This window comes from Halomonas citrativorans, assembly GCF_900163645.1.
GTDB lineage: Bacteria > Pseudomonadota > Gammaproteobacteria > Pseudomonadales > Halomonadaceae > Vreelandella > Vreelandella citrativorans.
The window spans coordinates 236,031-252,874 of sequence record NZ_FUKM01000033.1 but is presented as its reverse complement, the minus strand read 5'-3'; the positions used below and the strand labels follow the sequence as shown (position 1 = coordinate 252,874).

Annotated in this window: 15 protein-coding genes; 7 read left to right on the top strand and 8 right to left on the bottom strand. The window is 55.7% G+C overall.

Features of this window, described 5'->3' with window-relative positions; translation table 11 throughout:
• The first annotated feature begins 77 nt into the window (after positions 1-77).
• Positions 78-1,088 carry a low-specificity L-threonine aldolase gene (gene ltaE, locus CZ787_RS08720; protein WP_087108221.1) on the top strand — a complete coding sequence of 337 codons (1,011 nt, stop codon included), beginning with the start codon at positions 78-80 and terminating at the stop codon, positions 1,086-1,088.
• Between the two features lie 24 nt (positions 1,089-1,112).
• On the opposite strand, the gene fhuB is transcribed toward ltaE, so the two are convergent.
• On the bottom strand, positions 1,113-3,110 hold the full coding sequence (fhuB, locus tag CZ787_RS08715; RefSeq protein WP_087108218.1) for a Fe(3+)-hydroxamate ABC transporter permease FhuB: 1,998 nt from the start codon (positions 3,108-3,110) through the stop codon (positions 1,113-1,115).
• A gap of 218 nt (positions 3,111-3,328) precedes the next feature.
• On the opposite strand from fhuB, the gene CZ787_RS08710 reads away from it, so the two are divergent.
• From CZ787_RS08710 to fhuF, 3 genes are all read left to right on the top strand, one after another.
• Positions 3,329-3,925, top strand: coding sequence for a cytochrome b (locus tag CZ787_RS08710; protein ID WP_087108216.1), 597 nt, complete (start codon positions 3,329-3,331; stop codon positions 3,923-3,925).
• Positions 3,926-4,026: 101 nt separating this feature from the next.
• Positions 4,027-4,794 (top strand): ATP-binding cassette domain-containing protein, encoded by a 768-nt coding sequence (locus CZ787_RS08705; RefSeq protein ID WP_087108214.1) that lies wholly within the window; start codon positions 4,027-4,029, stop codon positions 4,792-4,794.
• A 166-nt stretch (positions 4,795-4,960) separates the two neighbouring features.
• Positions 4,961-5,728: a siderophore-iron reductase FhuF gene (gene fhuF, locus CZ787_RS08700; RefSeq protein ID WP_087108212.1), complete on the top strand. Its 768-nt coding sequence runs from the start codon at positions 4,961-4,963 to the stop codon at positions 5,726-5,728.
• A 55-nt stretch (positions 5,729-5,783) separates the two neighbouring features.
• On the opposite strand, the gene CZ787_RS08695 is transcribed toward fhuF, so the two are convergent.
• A complete protein-coding gene (locus tag CZ787_RS08695) occupies positions 5,784-7,439 on the bottom strand; it encodes a multidrug ABC transporter permease/ATP-binding protein (protein ID WP_087108210.1) in 1,656 nt (551 codons plus the stop codon).
• A gap of 218 nt (positions 7,440-7,657) precedes the next feature.
• Between CZ787_RS08695 and CZ787_RS08690 the strand changes: the two genes are divergently transcribed.
• Positions 7,658-9,796, top strand: a complete 2,139-nt coding sequence (locus tag CZ787_RS08690; protein WP_087108208.1) for a TonB-dependent receptor — start codon at positions 7,658-7,660, stop codon at positions 9,794-9,796.
• Positions 9,797-9,919: 123 nt separating this feature from the next.
• Here CZ787_RS08690 and CZ787_RS08685 read toward each other — a convergent pair whose 3' ends face one another.
• From CZ787_RS08685 to CZ787_RS08675, 3 genes are read right to left on the bottom strand one after another with little or no spacing between them, the layout of a single operon-like run.
• Positions 9,920-10,948, bottom strand: coding sequence for a FecCD family ABC transporter permease (locus CZ787_RS08685; protein ID WP_087108206.1), 1,029 nt, complete (start codon positions 10,946-10,948; stop codon positions 9,920-9,922).
• Positions 10,945-11,949, bottom strand: coding sequence for a FecCD family ABC transporter permease (locus CZ787_RS08680; protein ID WP_087108204.1), 1,005 nt, complete (start codon positions 11,947-11,949; stop codon positions 10,945-10,947). The genes CZ787_RS08685 and CZ787_RS08680 overlap by 4 nt, the downstream gene beginning before the upstream one ends.
• A complete protein-coding gene (locus CZ787_RS08675) occupies positions 11,933-12,892 on the bottom strand; it encodes an ABC transporter substrate-binding protein (RefSeq protein ID WP_087108202.1) in 960 nt (319 codons plus the stop codon). Before CZ787_RS08675 ends, CZ787_RS08680 begins: the two co-directional genes overlap by 17 nt.
• 114 nt (positions 12,893-13,006) lie before the next feature.
• Here CZ787_RS08675 and CZ787_RS08670 point away from each other — a divergent pair, with 114 nt between their 5' ends.
• Together CZ787_RS08670 and CZ787_RS08665 are read left to right on the top strand one after the other, a co-directional pair.
• Complete coding sequence (locus tag CZ787_RS08670) at positions 13,007-13,852, top strand: ABC transporter ATP-binding protein (protein WP_087108200.1); 846 nt, start codon at positions 13,007-13,009, stop codon at positions 13,850-13,852.
• A complete protein-coding gene (locus tag CZ787_RS08665; RefSeq protein WP_087108198.1) occupies positions 13,849-14,778 on the top strand; it encodes a sucrase ferredoxin in 930 nt (309 codons plus the stop codon). The genes CZ787_RS08670 and CZ787_RS08665 overlap by 4 nt, the downstream gene beginning before the upstream one ends.
• 136 nt (positions 14,779-14,914) lie before the next feature.
• Here CZ787_RS08665 and CZ787_RS08660 read toward each other — a convergent pair whose 3' ends face one another.
• From CZ787_RS08660 to CZ787_RS08650, 3 genes are all read right to left on the bottom strand, one after another.
• On the bottom strand, positions 14,915-15,217 hold the full coding sequence (locus CZ787_RS08660; RefSeq protein ID WP_225733688.1) for a hypothetical protein: 303 nt from the start codon (positions 15,215-15,217) through the stop codon (positions 14,915-14,917).
• A gap of 66 nt (positions 15,218-15,283) precedes the next feature.
• Entirely contained in the window at positions 15,284-15,841 is a 558-nt protein-coding gene (locus CZ787_RS08655; protein ID WP_087108196.1) for a cytochrome b, read from the bottom strand.
• Positions 15,842-15,924: 83 nt separating this feature from the next.
• The gene (locus CZ787_RS08650; protein WP_087108193.1) at positions 15,925-16,797 is read right to left on the bottom strand and encodes a LysR substrate-binding domain-containing protein; all 873 of its coding nucleotides are present in this window, start codon (positions 16,795-16,797) and stop codon (positions 15,925-15,927) included.
• Positions 16,798-16,844 lie beyond the last annotated feature (47 nt).

Genomic DNA, 16,844 nt, shown 5'->3' with positions numbered 1-16,844 from the left:
CCTTCGCAACGTTTTTATCGATAGCTTTAACCATAGTGGGTTAACGTAGAAATCACTTATTTATAAAGGAAATCTTTATGATCGATTTACGCAGCGACACGGTCACCCGACCCGATGCCGCCATGCTAGAAGCCATGATGAGTGCGCCCCTTGGTGACGATGTCTGGGGCGATGATCCAACGGTCAATGCGTTTCAGGAGCACCTTGCCACCTTAACCGGCAAGCAGGCGGCACTGCTGTTTCCAAGCGGCACCCAAAGCAACCTGGTGGGACTGATGGCGCATTGCGAGCGAGGTGATGAATATATCGTTGGGCAGTCAGCCCACACCTATCGTTATGAAGGCGGCGGCGCTGCGGTGTTGGGCAGTATTCAGCCACAGCCAATTGAAAATGCCAGTGATGGCAGCCTGCCATTAGAGAAAATCAGCGCGGCGATTAAAGCCGATGATGTTCACTTTGCCCGCACGCGTCTTTTGGCGTTGGAAAATACCATTGCCGGTAAAGTTCTGCCCGAAACCTACGTTCATCAAGCCACCGAATTTGCCCGTTCACGAGGTTTGGCAACGCACCTGGACGGCGCGCGGCTTTTTAATGCGGCCGTTGCAAGCCAGGTGCCGCTTGAACAACTATGCCGCCCCTTTGATAGCGTTTCATTGTGCTTTTCAAAAGGGATGGGCGCACCGATCGGCTCGGCGTTGGTAGGTCCACGAGACTTTATCGAGCGCGCCCGCCGCTGGCGCAAGGTAGCGGGAGGAGGTATGCGCCAGGCAGGAATAATAGCCGCCGCCTGCCAGTATGCGTTAGATAACAATATTCAGGACCTGGCCGACGACCACCGCCGCGCAGCACGCTTGGCCGAAGGCCTGGCCCTGCTTCCGGGCATAGAGGTGACGTCTCAAGCCACCAACATGCTGTTTATACACATTTCGGAAGAGCACCTTCAGCCTCTTGCAACATGGCTTAAACAGCACGATATTTTAATTGAGCTTCTATACGCCACGCGTCTTGTCGTGCACCGCGATATCGCTGATGCCGATATCGAAAAGGTACTCGACGTGATGGCCGTTTACTTCAAACAACACACTTAGGGGTAACACTTAAGCGCGTAAGCCTCATAAACGCCGCAGGCCCCACATAAAGTAGGCGCCGCCAATCAACGAGGCAACAAGGCCTGCGGGGATCTCATACGGAAACATAATCTGGCGGCCGACCCAGTCGGCCAGCACCATGAGCAACATTCCGATCAGTGCGGCGCCAACCAGTTGCTGCCGAGCGCGGGAAAAACCCACCAACCGCGCCATGTGCGGTGCCAGCAGGCCGATAAACGAGAGCGGCCCGACGACCAGCGTGGCACACGCGGTTAACAGTGCCACCAGCAACAACAGCCCCAACCTTGCTCGATTCAGTGAAACACCCAGCGCTTGGGCCATCGGCGCGCCCAACGGCAGGATGTCGAGCCAGCGGGTAAAAGGAAGGGTTATCACTGCCAACACAGCAGCGATACTTCCCACGACCACCGCGCTGGTCACATCCACGTAATACGTAGAGCCCGCCAGCCAGGCAATAACCTGCTGCCCCCGCGGGTCGCCGCCCGCCAGCAGCACGCTACGCACCGCATCAAACAGTGCGCCAATCGCAACGCCGCTAAGCAACAGCCGCTCAGGCACAAAGCCACTACGGCGATTCAAAATCACTAGCACGGCCAGCGTAGTCAACGCCCCTAGAGTTCCAATGCCGATCAGCGCTGCGTTGCTCGGTGCAGGCAGCACGTAAATACCCAGGACCAACGCAATCGCGCAGCCCCCACTGATACCCAGCACTTCGGGGCTTGCCATAGGGTTAGCGGAAAGGCGTTGAAGCACTGTTCCGGCGATGGCTAACATCAAGCCACTGGCTGCCGCGGCGATGACTCGGGGCAGGCGCCACTCCATCACCTGCCAGTGGGCCGGACTAACCCACTCCCAGCCGTTGGCACCCTGGCCTGATAGAAGCCCTAAGCACGCTGCCATTAATAACGCGATTAAAAGCCCCATCGCCAAGCGGTACGGCGTTGGATGACGGCTTACCAACATCCCCGGGGGTTGCGGAGGCCTGTCCCCCTGAAGCTTCAGTCGAGAAATGAGCCATAAAAGCAGCGGTGCACCCAGCGCGCCGGTAATGGCGCCGGTGGGAACCAGCGTCGTCAGCATGCCCGAAAAGCGCTGTAGTAGAAGATCCGTGGTCGCCAGCAGTACCGCGCCCAGCAGCGTCGACCAGAGTATGCGGCTGCCTAATCGGCGTGCCCCGGCCATGCGCACAATATTGGGCGCCGCCAAGCCAATAAAGCCAATAATACCGACAACGCTGACCACGCTGCCGGTAATAAACACCGCAAGCCCGAGTCCAGCAAAACGCAGATATTTAAGCGAGATACCCAGGCTCTTGGCGCTGGCATCGTCAAGTTCCAACACGGCCAGTGGGCGTAACAACAGCCCTGCAGCCACAGCACTGATGGCCAGGTGGGGCCATAAGGTGGCTACCCCGCTCCAGCCGTTCTGGGCAAGCGACCCCGCCCCCCAAATCAATAGCCCCGCCAGCGTCTCATGGTTGAACAGCAACAGCGCGGTCGAAAGTGCGCCCAAATACAGATTAACCACCAACCCAGCCAATACCACGACCACGGGCGCTAGCCCACGCCGCCAGGTCAGCGCGAACACCAGCCCAACGGCTAAACCGCCACCGATTAACGCCACCCACTCACGTCCGATGACCAGCAGCCCTGGCGCCATCAACGTGGTAGCCAGCAACGCCAGGTTAGCACCCGATGCCACCCCCAGCGTAGTGGGTGACGCCAGCGGGTTTCGCAGCACCTGCTGCATCAACACACCCGCCAGCGCCAAACCGCCGCCAGCCAGCAATGCCACGCACACCCGTGGCCACCAGGCATAATAGAGTAATACCTCATGGGTATTTCCAAACGAAGGCGCCAGCAGTGCCTGAAACCCGGAAACAATACCGCCCTGAACATGAAGACTAATGCCGAACAGCACCAGCAACGGTAGGCTAAGCAACCAAACGGCCTTGGCAGGCGACATACGGCACGCTTTTTGAAGGGCGGCTGCATCTAGCATGGCGGGGTATCTCGGATAATCGTCCACGCTTGTGTGGTGGACGCGATAGGCAGCACGGTCATTTAAGCGCCTTGGCTTTTTAATCAGTCATGGGTGAATATAAGCGCGTGATTTTAAATGATAACGATTAGCACTACAATTGATGCCCTCGTTAGTGCCGCTCTGCAGGGCTGTAACAGCGCACCATCAAAACAGTTATTGAATCGAGAAAGATAATAATGGCCGACATAACCTCCCCTGCTGCTTTAACAAACCCCTCCTTCTTCTGGCGGGACAGCGCTACGCGCTACGGCATCATAAGCCGCACTCTGCACTGGTTAACGGCCGCTATCGTATTGCTTCAGTTCAGCGTTGTGCTGGCGTGGCGCGGGTTTGGCGAAACGCCCCTCACCTTGCTGCTATCAAGCGTCGGCCCTCACGGCTCGTTGGGCGTTATACTTTTAGTGATGACGTTACTGCGTGCGGGCTGGGCATGGCTAAATCGTCAGCAGCGTCCTTCGTATGCGCTTGGGATAAGTGGCGCGCTAGCGCATGGCGTGCATGTCACTTTGTATGCGCTGCTGATCGCGCTACCAACGCTTGCCATCTTGCGCCAGTACGGCAGAGGCGGTGCGCTGGATATTTATGGCCTACCGCTTTTCAGCGCAGCCGAGCGCGAAATCCCATGGATGATAGCGACGGCCAACGCACTACATAGTCCGCTCGCCTGGCTGCTTTTAGCACTGGTGGTTGGGCACGTGATAATGGCGCTTATTCACCCCATCGGGCTCAAAGATGGCGTGCTTTCCCGTATGGCGGGGCCCCTTCGTGATTAGACAGCCGCTTTCGTGAAGCGCTGGACCAGCGCTACTAAATGATAACCATTCACGATACAATCGGTTTTTCGTAATCACCTTCTGACGGCCAGGAGTTCTCCATGTTCGAGGTCAAAGGCGCTACCTTTGCGATCAACGGCAAGCCCCTTTTACAGCCCATTGAGCATACCTTTCAGCAAGGCAAGGTCTACGGCCTGATTGGTCATAACGGCTCGGGAAAATCGACCCTGATCAAGCTGCTGGCCCAGCAGCAGCCGGTAAGTCAGGGCGAGATCCATTTTGATCAACGCTCGCTAAGTGCCTGGGGCAACCGGGAGTTTGCGCGCCAGGTGGCCTATCTTCCCCAGCACTTACCCAGCGCCGAAAATTTAACCGGTCGCGAATTGGTCGCTTTTGGCCGCTACCCGTGGCACGGCCTACTGGGTCGCCATAACCAGAAAGATAAAGACGCGATTGACCGAGCCATCACGCTCACCCATACCGAAGCGTTTGCCGACCGCTTGGTCGATACGCTTTCTGGAGGTGAACGCCAACGCGTCTGGCTTGCCATGCTATTGGCACAAGGTAGCCGCTTTTTGCTGCTTGATGAGCCGCTGGCCGCGCTGGATATTGCTCACCAGGTGGAAGTCCTCGCGCTCATTCGCAAGCTCTGCGATGAGCTCGGTCTGGGGGTTATTATCGTTCTGCACGATATTAATATGGCCTCGCGCTACTGCGATGAATTGATGGCCCTGCACAGCGGCCGCTTGCTCGCTCACGGCAGGCCAAGTGACATGATGAGTAACAGCACCCTGGAAGCTATTTATGGGTTGCCCATGCAGGTCATGAAACATCCTAACGGCGAGCATAATATCGCGGTCGCTCAATAAGTGCGTTTTTGTAAAACGCACTGATTCGCAACTAACACTTCAACTGATAAGCATTATCGATTAAGCTGACTCCTTCACTTTCAACCTGCGCTAATGCCACATCGTTACCATTACTGTTTGCGCGAGTGTGCTTGAACTTTTACAAGTTCATGTCGGGAGTTTTGTTATGCCACCGCTAGCCCTGAACCGTACCTTGCCCTCGCTCGCTGACTGCTATCAGGGCGCGCTTGTGCTGTTTACCCCGCCCTTGATTGGCGGCACGCCACCGGTCGGTGCAATAAAGGCTTCGCGCTGGCGCAATACAGCACTGCTGGAACAGGACCTGGAGCGCTACGCTGCTCGCTACCCGGGTGGCGACAAGCGCGCCATTACGTCGCTGTGGTCGAAGTGGCATTTCAGCGCACTTACAGTGCCTACCCTCGCCTCTCACCTGCTTCTTAACCGTGATCTACCGGTAGAGCTGGATGACGCACACGTCATTTTGAATGATGAAGGCTGTACAGCGCAGCTTTGGCTACCTCATGAAGGCGCGTTGATGGACGCTCAGGATTCCAGCGAACGTTTTGCCAAATTAATTACCCAGCACTGGGCGCCACTTATTGAACGCTTGTCCGCCATTTCAGGCGCAGCCCCCCGCGTGTTCTGGAGCAACGCCGGTGGCTATCTGGATTACTATGTGAAGGTACTTGCCGAACACCCGGAAGTGAACCAAGCGGCGCTTAGCGCTGCCCGAGCGCTGTTGGAATCACGCCATATTGATGGCCAGCGCAATCCGCTCTTTGAGCCAGTACGCACGTATACGCCCAAGGGCAGTGATGAGGTGAAGCAAGTGCGCAAGCTTTGCTGCCTGCGCTATTTACTTGATGAATTCAGCGTGTGCAGCAATTGCCCGCTGGAAGGGTGTGACCGAGTGGCCCGCAAGCGGGCCACCTAACGGCTGTCTAACTTTAGATTTCTAATATCAGATTTCTAACCTCAGATTTTTAACATCAACTGTTAATCTGAGTGACCGCATCCTGGCTTGCCAGATCGCGCTGCGCGCCGGTTAATTCACTTAGCTGCCCTTGGGACATTTCCAGTAAACGGTCAGCATGTACGAAGTAGCTATCATCGTGACTGATCGCAAACACCGTTTTGCCCATATCACGCAGGTACGGCAATAGTTCTCGGTAGAACAACCGCCTGAACTGAGGGTCCTGGTCGGCGGCCCACTCATCAAGTAGTAAAATATCCCGCTCTTCAGCAATCGCCAATAATAGTGCCAAGCGCTTGCGCTGCCCTTGGGAAAGCTGGGTATTAATGACCCGATTATCGTCCCACTTCAGCTTTTGCTGCATTTGTAACCGCTCAAGCCAGGTTGCCAACAGCACAGGGTCGGCATTATTCCCGTCCGGTCCCATCGCTAGGTCAAACTGATGAAAGTCGGTAAATACACTGGCAAATCGCGCTCGGAACCCTTGCCACTGCGCCGGTGTGAGCGTCTGTCCATCCACCTTGATATGCCCGCTTTGCGGCTGATACAAGCCGGTTAACAAACGCGCCAGGGTGGATTTTCCGCTGCCGTTACCGCCAATCAAAAATACCTGCTCGCCGCGCTCAAGCGTCAGGTTGACGGGGCCAACGTGAAATCCTTCGCCCTGCTCACTGCCAGGATAGTGATAGCTCACATCCACAAGCTCAAGACGCTGCCAGGAAGCAAAGGCGTCATCAACCGCAAAGCCCGGCTGATACTCGGCAAGCTCCAAGCTTGCCAGCTTATCAAACGCGACCTGTGCACTTATCAAGGTGGGCCAGGCGCCGATGGCTTGAATTAAAGGGGTGCGTAAGAACAGTAACGTTAATGCAAACGTAGCGGCAACGGCAGGGGTCGCCCAGCCAAGCCCGTTGGCCATGAAAAACACCACGCCAATGGCTCCCAGCATCATAATGTTGGACCAGTTCCCCGCGCTTAGATGATACGTATCCGCGCGAATAATATGGTAGCGGTACTCGCGCGCATTGCGGGTGAAGGTGGCATCAAAGAAGTGCTGAGCCCGGTCACGGTTGAGCGCTAACTCTTTGCGCCCTTCAATGGCGGATTGGTAGTCTTTGTAGAGACGATCTTCGCTTTCGCGTACCAGGCTAAAGTGCCGATATACCTTCGAAATCAGCACCCAGCCCACCCCCATCGTGGCCGCAATCCAGATCACGGTAATGACCACCATTTTCGGTGAAAGCCACGCCAAATAGGCGACCGAAGCAAGCGCCAACACGGCACCCTGCACAAGCTCAGGCAGGCGCACAAAACCAATGGTGATATTACGCACATCACTTGAAAGACTCGCCAACAGCGTGGCATTACCCAACTGCTCAAGCCGCTCGATATCGGTGTCCAGAATGCGCTTCACAAGCCTTGTGCGCAGGTCATACACAAAGTAGTGACCCAGCAGGGTAATCGCTAACTGCGTCCCCAGCGTCACAACGAGCAACACAAACAGCAAACCCAAAAACTGGGGCAGCGCTGAAAGCGGGCTGCCAACTTCAATCAAGCGTTGATTAATAAAGGCAATGACGCCGACCCCGAGGCCCGCGCTTAAAAGGCTTAAACCAATGGCACCTAAAAATGGCCAGCGGTAATGACGAAAGACAACCTGCAACAACTCCATTAGCGCTTCCTGACAGAAAGATAGGCAGCAAATTGTGACGGACTACCTCGTCAAGTCAATGCGCAAAGTGATTTTCATTTGCATTTTTCAGCCCCTACCCAGAACTCAAAACATAATCATTTACACATATCAATGATAAACATTACCATTATATTGAAAGACTGACATTCGCTCTTTATTAAAACGAAAAAATGCTATCCAGTAAGGGCCCAATCGCTATGTTTATTCGCTCGACACTTACCCCTGCTCGCTTGCTACCGCTGCTTTTATGGCCTGCGCTGGCCAATGCTCAACAGTCTCAACCAGCGCACTCATCCGCTCAGGAGCCGCCTACCCATGAACTAGCTGAGTTAGTGGTATCGGCGACGCGTAACCAGAGCATCGCAGGGGAAACGGCGCAAAAAGTCACTATCATTACCCGTGAACAAATCGAGCAGCAGCTGGCAATCACCCAAGACCCAGGGCAAGTGCTAAGCAATTTGATTCCATCCTACTCGCCCAGTCGCCAAAAGCTTTCCAATGCCGGAGAAACCTTCCGTGGCCGCTCCCCGCTGTTTCTAATCGATGGTGTACCGCAATCCAATCCACTGCGTGACAGCGCCCGAGACAGCTATACCATCGACTTGAGCATGATCGAGCGTATAGAGGTTATCCACGGCGCCAGTGCCGAGCATGGCTTGGGAGCAACAGGCGGCATTATTAACTACGTGACCCGCCGAGCAGAGAGCGGCTCTTTCAATCAGCATGCTGGCATTCGTCTAACCACGGATGATCGCTTCGAGTCGGAAGGCTTTGGTCATCAGATTGATTATCGGCTCAGCGGCCAGCAGGACAACTGGGATTACCTGGCAGCGGTTACACGCCACGAGCGCGGCGTATTCTTCGACGGTAACAACGAGATTATTGGCGTTGCCTACCCAGGCGAGCTGCAAAATTCACGCAGCTACGACGTGCTGGCGAAAGTCGGCTACTGGCTGGGCGATGATCAACATATCGAACTCTCGGTCAATCGTTTCGAGCTTGAAGGCCATAATGACTATGTGCCGGTTGCGGGCGACCGTAGCGCAGGAACCCCCACCACTGCGAGGCGCGGTACACCGCTGGGCGAGCCTGGCTATAACGAAGTCACCACGATCAGCGCGGCTTACTCGCATAGCGACTGGTACGGCAATACCCTTGATGCCCAGCTTTACAGCCAACAGTTTCGGGCTCAGTTCGACACCATCACCACGTTTCCCTACCCCGGCGAAGCTGACGAAACGCTGTATGATCAAACGCGCAACGAGTCAGACAAGCTGGGCGCCAAGTTCACGCTTAGCCGGGGCGGGCTGTGGGATGACCGCTTAACGCTCACCACCGGGGTGGATTTACTGCAGGATCAAACGCGCCAGATGCTGACCCATACCAGCCGCACCTACGTGCCGGACAGCGAATTCAATAACATTGCCGCGTTCCTGCAGACCGACCTGGATCTGACGGATCGGCTATTGCTGCAAACCGGCATTCGCCATGAGCATGCAAAACTGGATGTGGATAGTTTTGCAACGCTTGACCGTAGCGACGTAACCCAGGATTTAGTGAGCGTTGAAGGCGGAAAACCCTCCTTCGATGAAACGCTGTTTAATGCGGGTCTGGTCTTCCAGGTTAACGATTGGGCACAGCTCTATGCCAATTACTCGGAAGGCTTTGGCATGCCTGACGTTGGTCGCGTGCTGCGCAGTATTTCAACCCCCAATCAGTCTGTTGATAGCCTATTACAGCTGGAGCCTATCGTTACCGATAACCGCGAAATCGGCGCTCGGTTTGACTGGGGACGTTATGGGCTTGAGCTTAGCTATTACGAATCCAACTCGGATTACGGCGAGCGTTTAACCCAGGATAACGGCGTGTGGGTAGGCAGCCGGGAGAAAACCGAAATTAGTGGCGTTGAGATTAGCGGCGATATGCAGGTTACCGACGCCCATACGCTGAAGGCCAGCTATACCTATGCCGAGGGTAAATCGGATACTACCGGCGATGGCCAGGTCGATACCGAGCTTACCGGGATCAATATCGCGCCCAGCACGCTCAAGCTTTCCTGGTCGGCGGCATGGAACAATCAGCTATCAAGCCATTTGCAAGGCACGCATTACTTTAACCGCAGCGTCGACGACCCTGAACTTGAGTTCGATGGCTACAGCCTGGTGGATGCCGCTCTCACTTACCAACTACCCTTGGGCCGAGCGAGCTTCGGTATCGAAAACATGTTTGACCGGCAGTACCTGACCTATTACTCCCAAGCGGCGCGCGTCAGTGACGACTACTATTTCACTGGTCGCGGACGTACTTTTACGCTGGGCTATAGCGTCGATTTTTAACCACTATTTTCTATCATCTAGTATTCCTTCTAGCGATCGATTGGCGGCCTCTTGGGGGTCGCCTTTTTTTATCTGCGGCCTATCGGTACATAGCCAAGGATTAATTAGTTATATGGCTTAAGATTAATGACGCTGCCAGCGATAAAGCAGATAGATTAAAAAAGGCGCCCCGATACCAGCCACAAAGATGCCCGCCGGTAAGTCGCGGGGCAAAAACGCAAGCCGGCCGATTAAGTCCGCATACAGCAGTAATAGTGCGCCGATGAGCGCGGTAACCGGCAGCAATGCGGTTGTGCGATTAGCCACCAGGCGCCGCGCGATGTGCGGTGCTATCAGGCCGATAAAGCTTAGCCCTCCCGCATAGGCAATCGCCGCCCCGGTTAAGATCACGCTTAAGCCCAATAGCTTTAAACGACTCATCGTGACCTGTGACCCCAGGCCAATCGCCAGTTCATCCCCCAGCGATAATACATCCAACTGGCGCGCCATCACGAAGGCCAGTGGCAGGCCCAAAGCGACCCAAAACACCATGCCTATTACCGATGGCCACTGCGTCGCATACAGGCTGCCGGTCATCCAGATATACGCATGCATGGCTGAGGTATCGGTACTTAAGACCAGCAACAGCGTGGTAACGGCGCCCAAGGCCGCCGCAATACCGATTCCCATCAGCACCAGGCGTGTCGGCGTTACTCCGCGCGACCAGGCAAGCGTGACGATACCCAGCGCAACGAGTGCCGCCCCGGCCATGGCGGCAAGCGGCAGCCAACGCTCGCTGATCACGCCCGCCCCCAACGTTAACACCAGCACCGCCGCCACAGATGCACCGCTACTGATCCCGATGACATCCGGGGAAGCCAAGGGGTTGCGCACCAGTTTCTGGAGTATCAGCCCAGACACCGCCAGGGCTGCCCCAACGAAGATGGCCAGCAGTGTCCTTGGCAGGCGCAGCTCATAAAGTATCAGTTGGATATCACTGTGCTGGGGGCGTATCAACCCGTGCAGCACATCCATAAAAGCCGTGGGCTGACTGCCCAGTGATACCGAGAGCAGCAGGCTTGCCAAAAGTATGACGCTAAGCACGGCCACCACACAGCGAGATTGATGCGCATCGCTGTGTTGTAAAGCGCAAAGGCGTGGTTGTGCGGTCATAAGCCAAGGCTCCTGCGCCGAGCCAGGTAGAGAAAAAACGGGGTTCCGAGCAGCGCGGTCATAATGCCCACCGGCACTTCCTGTGGGGGCATTAACACTCGTGCGCCGGTGTCCGCCAACATCAATAAGCTTGCGCCCAATAAGGCGCAGCCCGGCAATACCCAGTGATGATCACGTCCAAAAATCCCGCGCACCATATGCGGCACAATCAGTCCTACAAAGCCAATCATGCCGGCGATAGCCACCGCCCCACCGGCCAGTACGATCACCGCGCTTCCGGTTAAAAGTTTAATGGTACCGGTGCGCTGGCCCAGACCAGTGGCGACGTCATCATCCAGCGCCAGCAGGTTCAGGGAACGGCATAGCAAAGCGCAGAGCAGCAGTGCCGCACCAAAAAGCGGCAATAGCGGGGTAACAGCGCTTAATTCGCGCCCGGCGACCGAGCCTGCCAACCAAAAGAGCAGGCTTTCAAACTGGTCCTGATGGGCAATCAGCACACCCTGAGCGAGTGAAACAAACAGCGCCGTCATGGCCACACCCGCAAGAACCACCCGCACCGAAGAAAGCCCTCGCCCAGGGCTACGCCCCAATAGATACACCAGAAATGCCGCTCCTCCGGCACCTAAAAAGGCCACCCACACCAAGGCAAACGGCGACTTTAAGCCCCACCACGTGCTTGCCACCACCAATAGCAGCATGGCCCCAGCGTTAATGCCCAGCACGCTCGGGGCGGCTAGCGCATTACGGGTTAAGGTCTGCATTAACGCGCCTGCCACGGCAAGGCTTGCCCCCACTAACGCCGCGATCACCGTGCGTGAAAAACGCTCAGTACGCACAATAAGATGATCAATATTGCCCGGCTGATAGGCCGTCAATGCGTTGAAAACAGCGGACCACTCCATCTCGATCTGGCCTATCGCAAGGCTCAGCCAAAAAGCCACCAGCATTAGTGCTGCGCTTGTGAGCATCCCCCAGCCCTTAGCGCTATGGGTGATTAACACGTACGCCCTCCTCAGGATAAAAAGGAGCTAGCCGGTAATGGGCGTAAAGCTCATCCAGCAAATGATTGGCCGCGATAATGCCGCCGCCCATATTCCACGTTACAGGGTCGACTTCAAACACCTGGTCATTACGCACGGCGGTAAGGTTTTGCCACAAAGGATGCTGCGCCCACTGCGCCAGGGTATACGCGACGGACGCCTCAGCGCCCTGCAGGAACATAAACATGACGTCGGACTCAAGTGCGGGTATGCCTTCGCGGCTGCTAAGCTTGATTCCCCAGCTGTCTCTACCCTGCTTATCAGGCAAGCTGAACCCGAGCTCGGCAAGAATACTGGCCGCAAAGCCGTGATAATAAAGCCGTACGTGATCAGCTCGCACGCTGACAATCGCCACTCGCTGGGGCCAGGCATCGCCCAGCTTGGCTGAGATCTGGCGCTTAAAATCAGCCACTCGGGTATTCCACTGGATGAGTAGCTGGTGCGCGGCGTCTTCGCGATCGGTTGCAGCCCCCACAAGGGTAAGCAGGGCTTTAAAATCAAGTCCAGTATTTACAATCACAGTTGGCGCCATTCGCGATAACAGCGGATAAACAAGCTCATGGCGATAGTCGGCACCGATAATCAGATCAGGCCGAAGGCCAGCGACACCTTCAAGGTCAGGCTGGGTTTCAAGGCCTAAATAGCGCACCGTTTCGGGCAGCGCATCGCGCAAGTAGTGATACATAGGGCGCTCGACCCAGGACTCCACTACACCGATGGGCGTAACGCCCAAGGCCAGTGCGGTATCGGTCGCGCCCTGATACAGCGACACGACCCGCGCAGGCTGGCCTTCGATAAGGGTTTCCCCGAACGGATGCACCACCCGGCGCGCGGGCTCATCGCCTACGGCAGCGTTGGTCAGTAAACCGCTTAGCAGGGCTAACATTACGTACAAAAAGCGCATAACCCACCCGGCCCCGGCAAAGAGGGCCTCGTTGGAGTAGACAGAAAGCTTGCGACAATGCCACACTTGGGCGCATAGATACAAATGATTATCACTAAAAGGCGGCGATTTTCCATGCCCGAACAGCGGCTTAGCGGTATCAACCTGACGGCAGGCTATGCTGACCGGCCCGTCTTAAAAGACGTCGACTTCACGGTTGAGACAGGCCGTGTTACTGCTTTATTGGGCCCTAACGGCAGCGGCAAATCGACCCTTCTGAAGACTCTGGCACGCACGCTGATACCTGAACGTGGCCAGGTCATTCTGGATGGGCAGGATATCCACCAGCACGCCACCCGTGATGTGGCGCGCAAACTGGGTATTTTACCGCAAAGCCCAACGGCACCAGACGGCATGACGGTTCGTGAACTTGTTAGCTTGGGCCGCTTTCCCTATCAGCGCCGTTTTCGTCAGTGGTCGGCAAAAGACGAGCGGGCCGTACAGGATGCCATGCAAACGGCCGATATCAGCGACTTTGCTCACCGCTCGATTGATGCGCTTTCAGGCGGTCAGCGCCAGCGCTGCTGGATTGCCATGGTGCTCGCGCAGGAAACCGAGCTGATCCTGCTGGATGAACCCACTACCTTCTTGGATTTAAAAGTCCAGGTGGATGTACTTGAGTTACTGGTGCGCCTCGCCCATGACAAAGGCCGCACGCTGTTAGTGGTTTTACACGACCTTAACCTTGCGGCGGCTTATGCTGACCGGCTGGTAATGCTGTGTAACGGCGAAATTGTTCACAGCGGCCAGCCTGAAGACGTGTTTACCCGTAATAACCTGAAGCAGGTCTTTGATCTGAATGCTCACGTTATCCGCGATCCTTACAGTCAGCGGCTGGTCTGCGTACCCAGCGTTGGTCACTGCTCAACACCGGCTACTCGCCTGCCTAATAACCCGTTAACCGCCACGGCATCGCTATGAGCGCGGCGTCATTATTTTGCAGCGTCGAGAGTGCTGCCATAGGCGACCCATTAGCGGGCAACGGCGCTCACGCCGAACGTAATTTACTGATTAGCTGGCCTAGCAAGAAATGGGGACGCGGCATGCGCCATGCCAGCGATATGTCAGAGGCGGTACAGGAAGCGGTTGATAGCATTGCGGGCAATGGGCGGCGTATCAATCTTATTCACCGTCGCGACCAACCATCCCATCAGCACAGGATTTTCTTGCTGCCCGAAGGGGCCATCTATGACGTGCCTCGCGATGAGCTGCTGGGCTTTCTAACTGCGCTGACCCAGAACATCACGCTTGAACATTGGTACTCAACATCGCTACAGGGCTCACTGATCCTGTGTTGTACTCACGGTAAAAAAGATAAGTGCTGCGCCAAGTTTGGCTTTAAAACGTATCAAGCGCTTAACGAGCAGGCGCTGCAACATGCTCATCCGTTCGATGTCTGGCAAAGCACTCACCTGGGAGGCTGTCGGCTGGCCGCCAGCGTTATCGTATTTCCCCAGCGGCGCAAATATGGGCGAATCAGTGAAGAACACCTGCCGCGCCTGCTGGATGCCGAAGCGGCCAATCGCCCTTACCTACCCTGTTATCGCGGCGGCGCAGACCTTACGCCCGTACAGCAGTGTGCCCAGGTAGCTGCACTCAATTGGCTCAATGACTACGGCACTGTAAGTGAGCTAAACGTGAGTCGCGTCACGCTCACTGAGCCGCCTTCGGCCTGCCAGGTAAGCGTCACGTGGCAAACGCTCAGTCAGCAGGGTGAACTACGAATTACCTGCGAACCGTATGTGTTAACACGCGTGGATAGCTGTGCAGATTTTGAGCAGGGAGCAACACCCAGCACCGTGTGGCGGGCCACCCATATTGCCAGCAAGGATCAAAAGCCTGTCTAAACCCAAGACTTGGCACCGGTTGGACACTTTAAAAAAACGCTACGAAAACACCAGCAGCACGGTACTAATAAGCGCGCCTAACGCAAAAGGCCAAAAGCGGCTATGGCGGTCTTCCGGCAACTCCTCTTTCAACACATTAAGCACAATACCACCGGCCACAAACGCATGTCGCGGCTTGCTCAAGCCCATAAAATACCGCCAACCCAATGAGCGCCACGATATAGGCATTATGCTCCAGCACCTTCAGCAGCCCATGGGCGTTAATGGTTTCGTGGGCATCGCGAAGGGCAGGAAATATATGAATAAAGACATAAGCAACCGAGACGCCACCTGCTAATGAAAGCCAAGCGCTGCGAGGTACAGCACTTAGCTTTCGAAGCCTGCTGGCAAAGATATGCACGGCGGCCAAACCGATAATGAAAGCGATCTGTAGGCCCATATATCATCGCTCCCTGCGAGGGTTTGGGCTTGAAACCTGGTCGCTTGAAACCCAGTCGTTTGAAACCTAGTCGAATAGGCTCATACGTTTGGTGACATTATCGCGCTTTACCCGCCAATGAAATAACGCTCCCGCCACGTGCAAAACGATTAACACCACAATGGCCCAGCCAAGACGTCCATGCCATGTGTAGAGCTGGTCAGAAAGCGCTGGGCGTTCACTGATCAGCGCAGGCAGGTGCCACTGAAAAAACTCAACCGGATACCCACCGCTGGCGGTCGCAACCCAACCCAGCAGCGGCATCATCACCAACGCCAAATAAAGCAGGTGATGCACGCTCGTACTGACAATACGCTCAAACGCATTCAAGGGCGGGTCGTGGTCAGGCACGACAAACGCCACGCGAGTAATAATGCGCAGTGTCATTAGCAGTAAAATCGTTAAACCCAGTGTTTTATGACTGGTATAAAGCAGGTTAGTGAACGTGTTGCCTACCAGCGCCACCGTACGTTCATACCCTATCGTTCCGATGGTTAAGCCACTGGCCAGAGCAAGTAGCACGGCGACGGCCACCAGCCAATGCAGCACCCGGTGTGGATAAATGTAGTGATCCAATTCGTGCATTGAGCACTCCTGGCAGCAACGTTATATGGCGTTTAGTCTAGCTATATTAAGTCGATTAATCATTCAACGCTTTACACTTGATCTTATAGCGCCTCACTGGGGGCCGCTAGCTGTTCACGAATCAACTCGCCCAAGCGCCGAGCTGGCTCGGATGGCCGATGAGGCGCACGGTGCAGCGCCAGCTCGATCATGGGCAAGGCGGGCAGGCCGCTACTTTCATCCAGCGGGCGCAGTGAAGGTGTCAACATGCTGCGTGTCACCACGACAACGGCAAGCCCGGCAATGACAATCGGTGCCAACCCCGCCATCGACTGGCTGGTATACGCCACCCGCCAGTTACGCCCGGCGCCATGCAGCGCCTGCTCGGCGACTTCCCGAAACACGTCGGCGCCTGGCGAGTAAAGCGCCAGCGGGATAGGGTCGCTGAGTAACGGCTGTTGGTTAACGCCCACCGCCCAGACCAGCGGCTCACGGCGGATAACATCGCCTCCGGGCGAATTACGTTGGCGCGTCACCAGAGCTAAATCAAGCTCAGCAGCTTTTACCTGGTCAACCAAGTGGGCGCTTGTTCCGCAAATAACCTTTAGCCCCACCGCTGGATAAAGCTGGTGAAAGTAAGCAAATACCGATGGCAACAGCGATGCGTAATCTTCTGGAATGCCCAGCGTCAGATCCCCGGTTACCTGCTGGGCCTGCATATCGCCCCATGCTTCGTCATTAAGCGCCAGAATACGCCGAGCGTGAGTAAGTAATCGCTCACCGTCAGGTGTAAACCGGATACGTCGCCCATCGCGTTCATGCAGGCTGAGCGACAGCTGAGCCTCCAGACGCTGAAGCTGCATACTCACCGTGGACTGCGTGTAATCCAGCCGTTTAGCCGCCGCCGTGACGCTACCGGTATCGGCAATCGCTACTAGCGTACGTAGCAACGTGAGGTCTAACGTTGGCGCCCGCATATATCACCATAATTGATTAAAACAATCATAAAAGATTGATATTGTGA

Bases quoted from the DNA above. Each gene is read 5' to 3' on its own strand.
- ltaE (WP_087108221.1), top strand. From the start codon at position 78: ATGATCGATTTACGCAGCGACACGGTCACCCGACCCGATGCCGCCATG.
- fhuB (WP_087108218.1), bottom strand. From the start codon at position 3,110: ATGCTAGATGCAGCCGCCCTTCAAAAAGCGTGCCGTATGTCGCCTGCC.
- CZ787_RS08710 (WP_087108216.1), top strand. From the start codon at position 3,329: ATGGCCGACATAACCTCCCCTGCTGCTTTAACAAACCCCTCCTTCTTC.
- CZ787_RS08705 (WP_087108214.1), top strand. From the start codon at position 4,027: ATGTTCGAGGTCAAAGGCGCTACCTTTGCGATCAACGGCAAGCCCCTT.
- fhuF (WP_087108212.1), top strand. From the start codon at position 4,961: ATGCCACCGCTAGCCCTGAACCGTACCTTGCCCTCGCTCGCTGACTGC.
- CZ787_RS08695 (WP_087108210.1), bottom strand. From the start codon at position 7,439: ATGGAGTTGTTGCAGGTTGTCTTTCGTCATTACCGCTGGCCATTTTTA.
- CZ787_RS08690 (WP_087108208.1), top strand. From the start codon at position 7,658: ATGTTTATTCGCTCGACACTTACCCCTGCTCGCTTGCTACCGCTGCTT.
- CZ787_RS08685 (WP_087108206.1), bottom strand. From the start codon at position 10,948: ATGACCGCACAACCACGCCTTTGCGCTTTACAACACAGCGATGCGCAT.
- CZ787_RS08675 (WP_087108202.1), bottom strand. From the start codon at position 12,892: ATGCGCTTTTTGTACGTAATGTTAGCCCTGCTAAGCGGTTTACTGACC.
- CZ787_RS08670 (WP_087108200.1), top strand. From the start codon at position 13,007: ATGCCCGAACAGCGGCTTAGCGGTATCAACCTGACGGCAGGCTATGCT.
- CZ787_RS08665 (WP_087108198.1), top strand. From the start codon at position 13,849: ATGAGCGCGGCGTCATTATTTTGCAGCGTCGAGAGTGCTGCCATAGGC.
- CZ787_RS08660 (WP_225733688.1), bottom strand. From the start codon at position 15,217: ATGGGCCTACAGATCGCTTTCATTATCGGTTTGGCCGCCGTGCATATC.
- CZ787_RS08655 (WP_087108196.1), bottom strand. From the start codon at position 15,841: ATGCACGAATTGGATCACTACATTTATCCACACCGGGTGCTGCATTGG.
- CZ787_RS08650 (WP_087108193.1), bottom strand. From the start codon at position 16,797: ATGCGGGCGCCAACGTTAGACCTCACGTTGCTACGTACGCTAGTAGCG.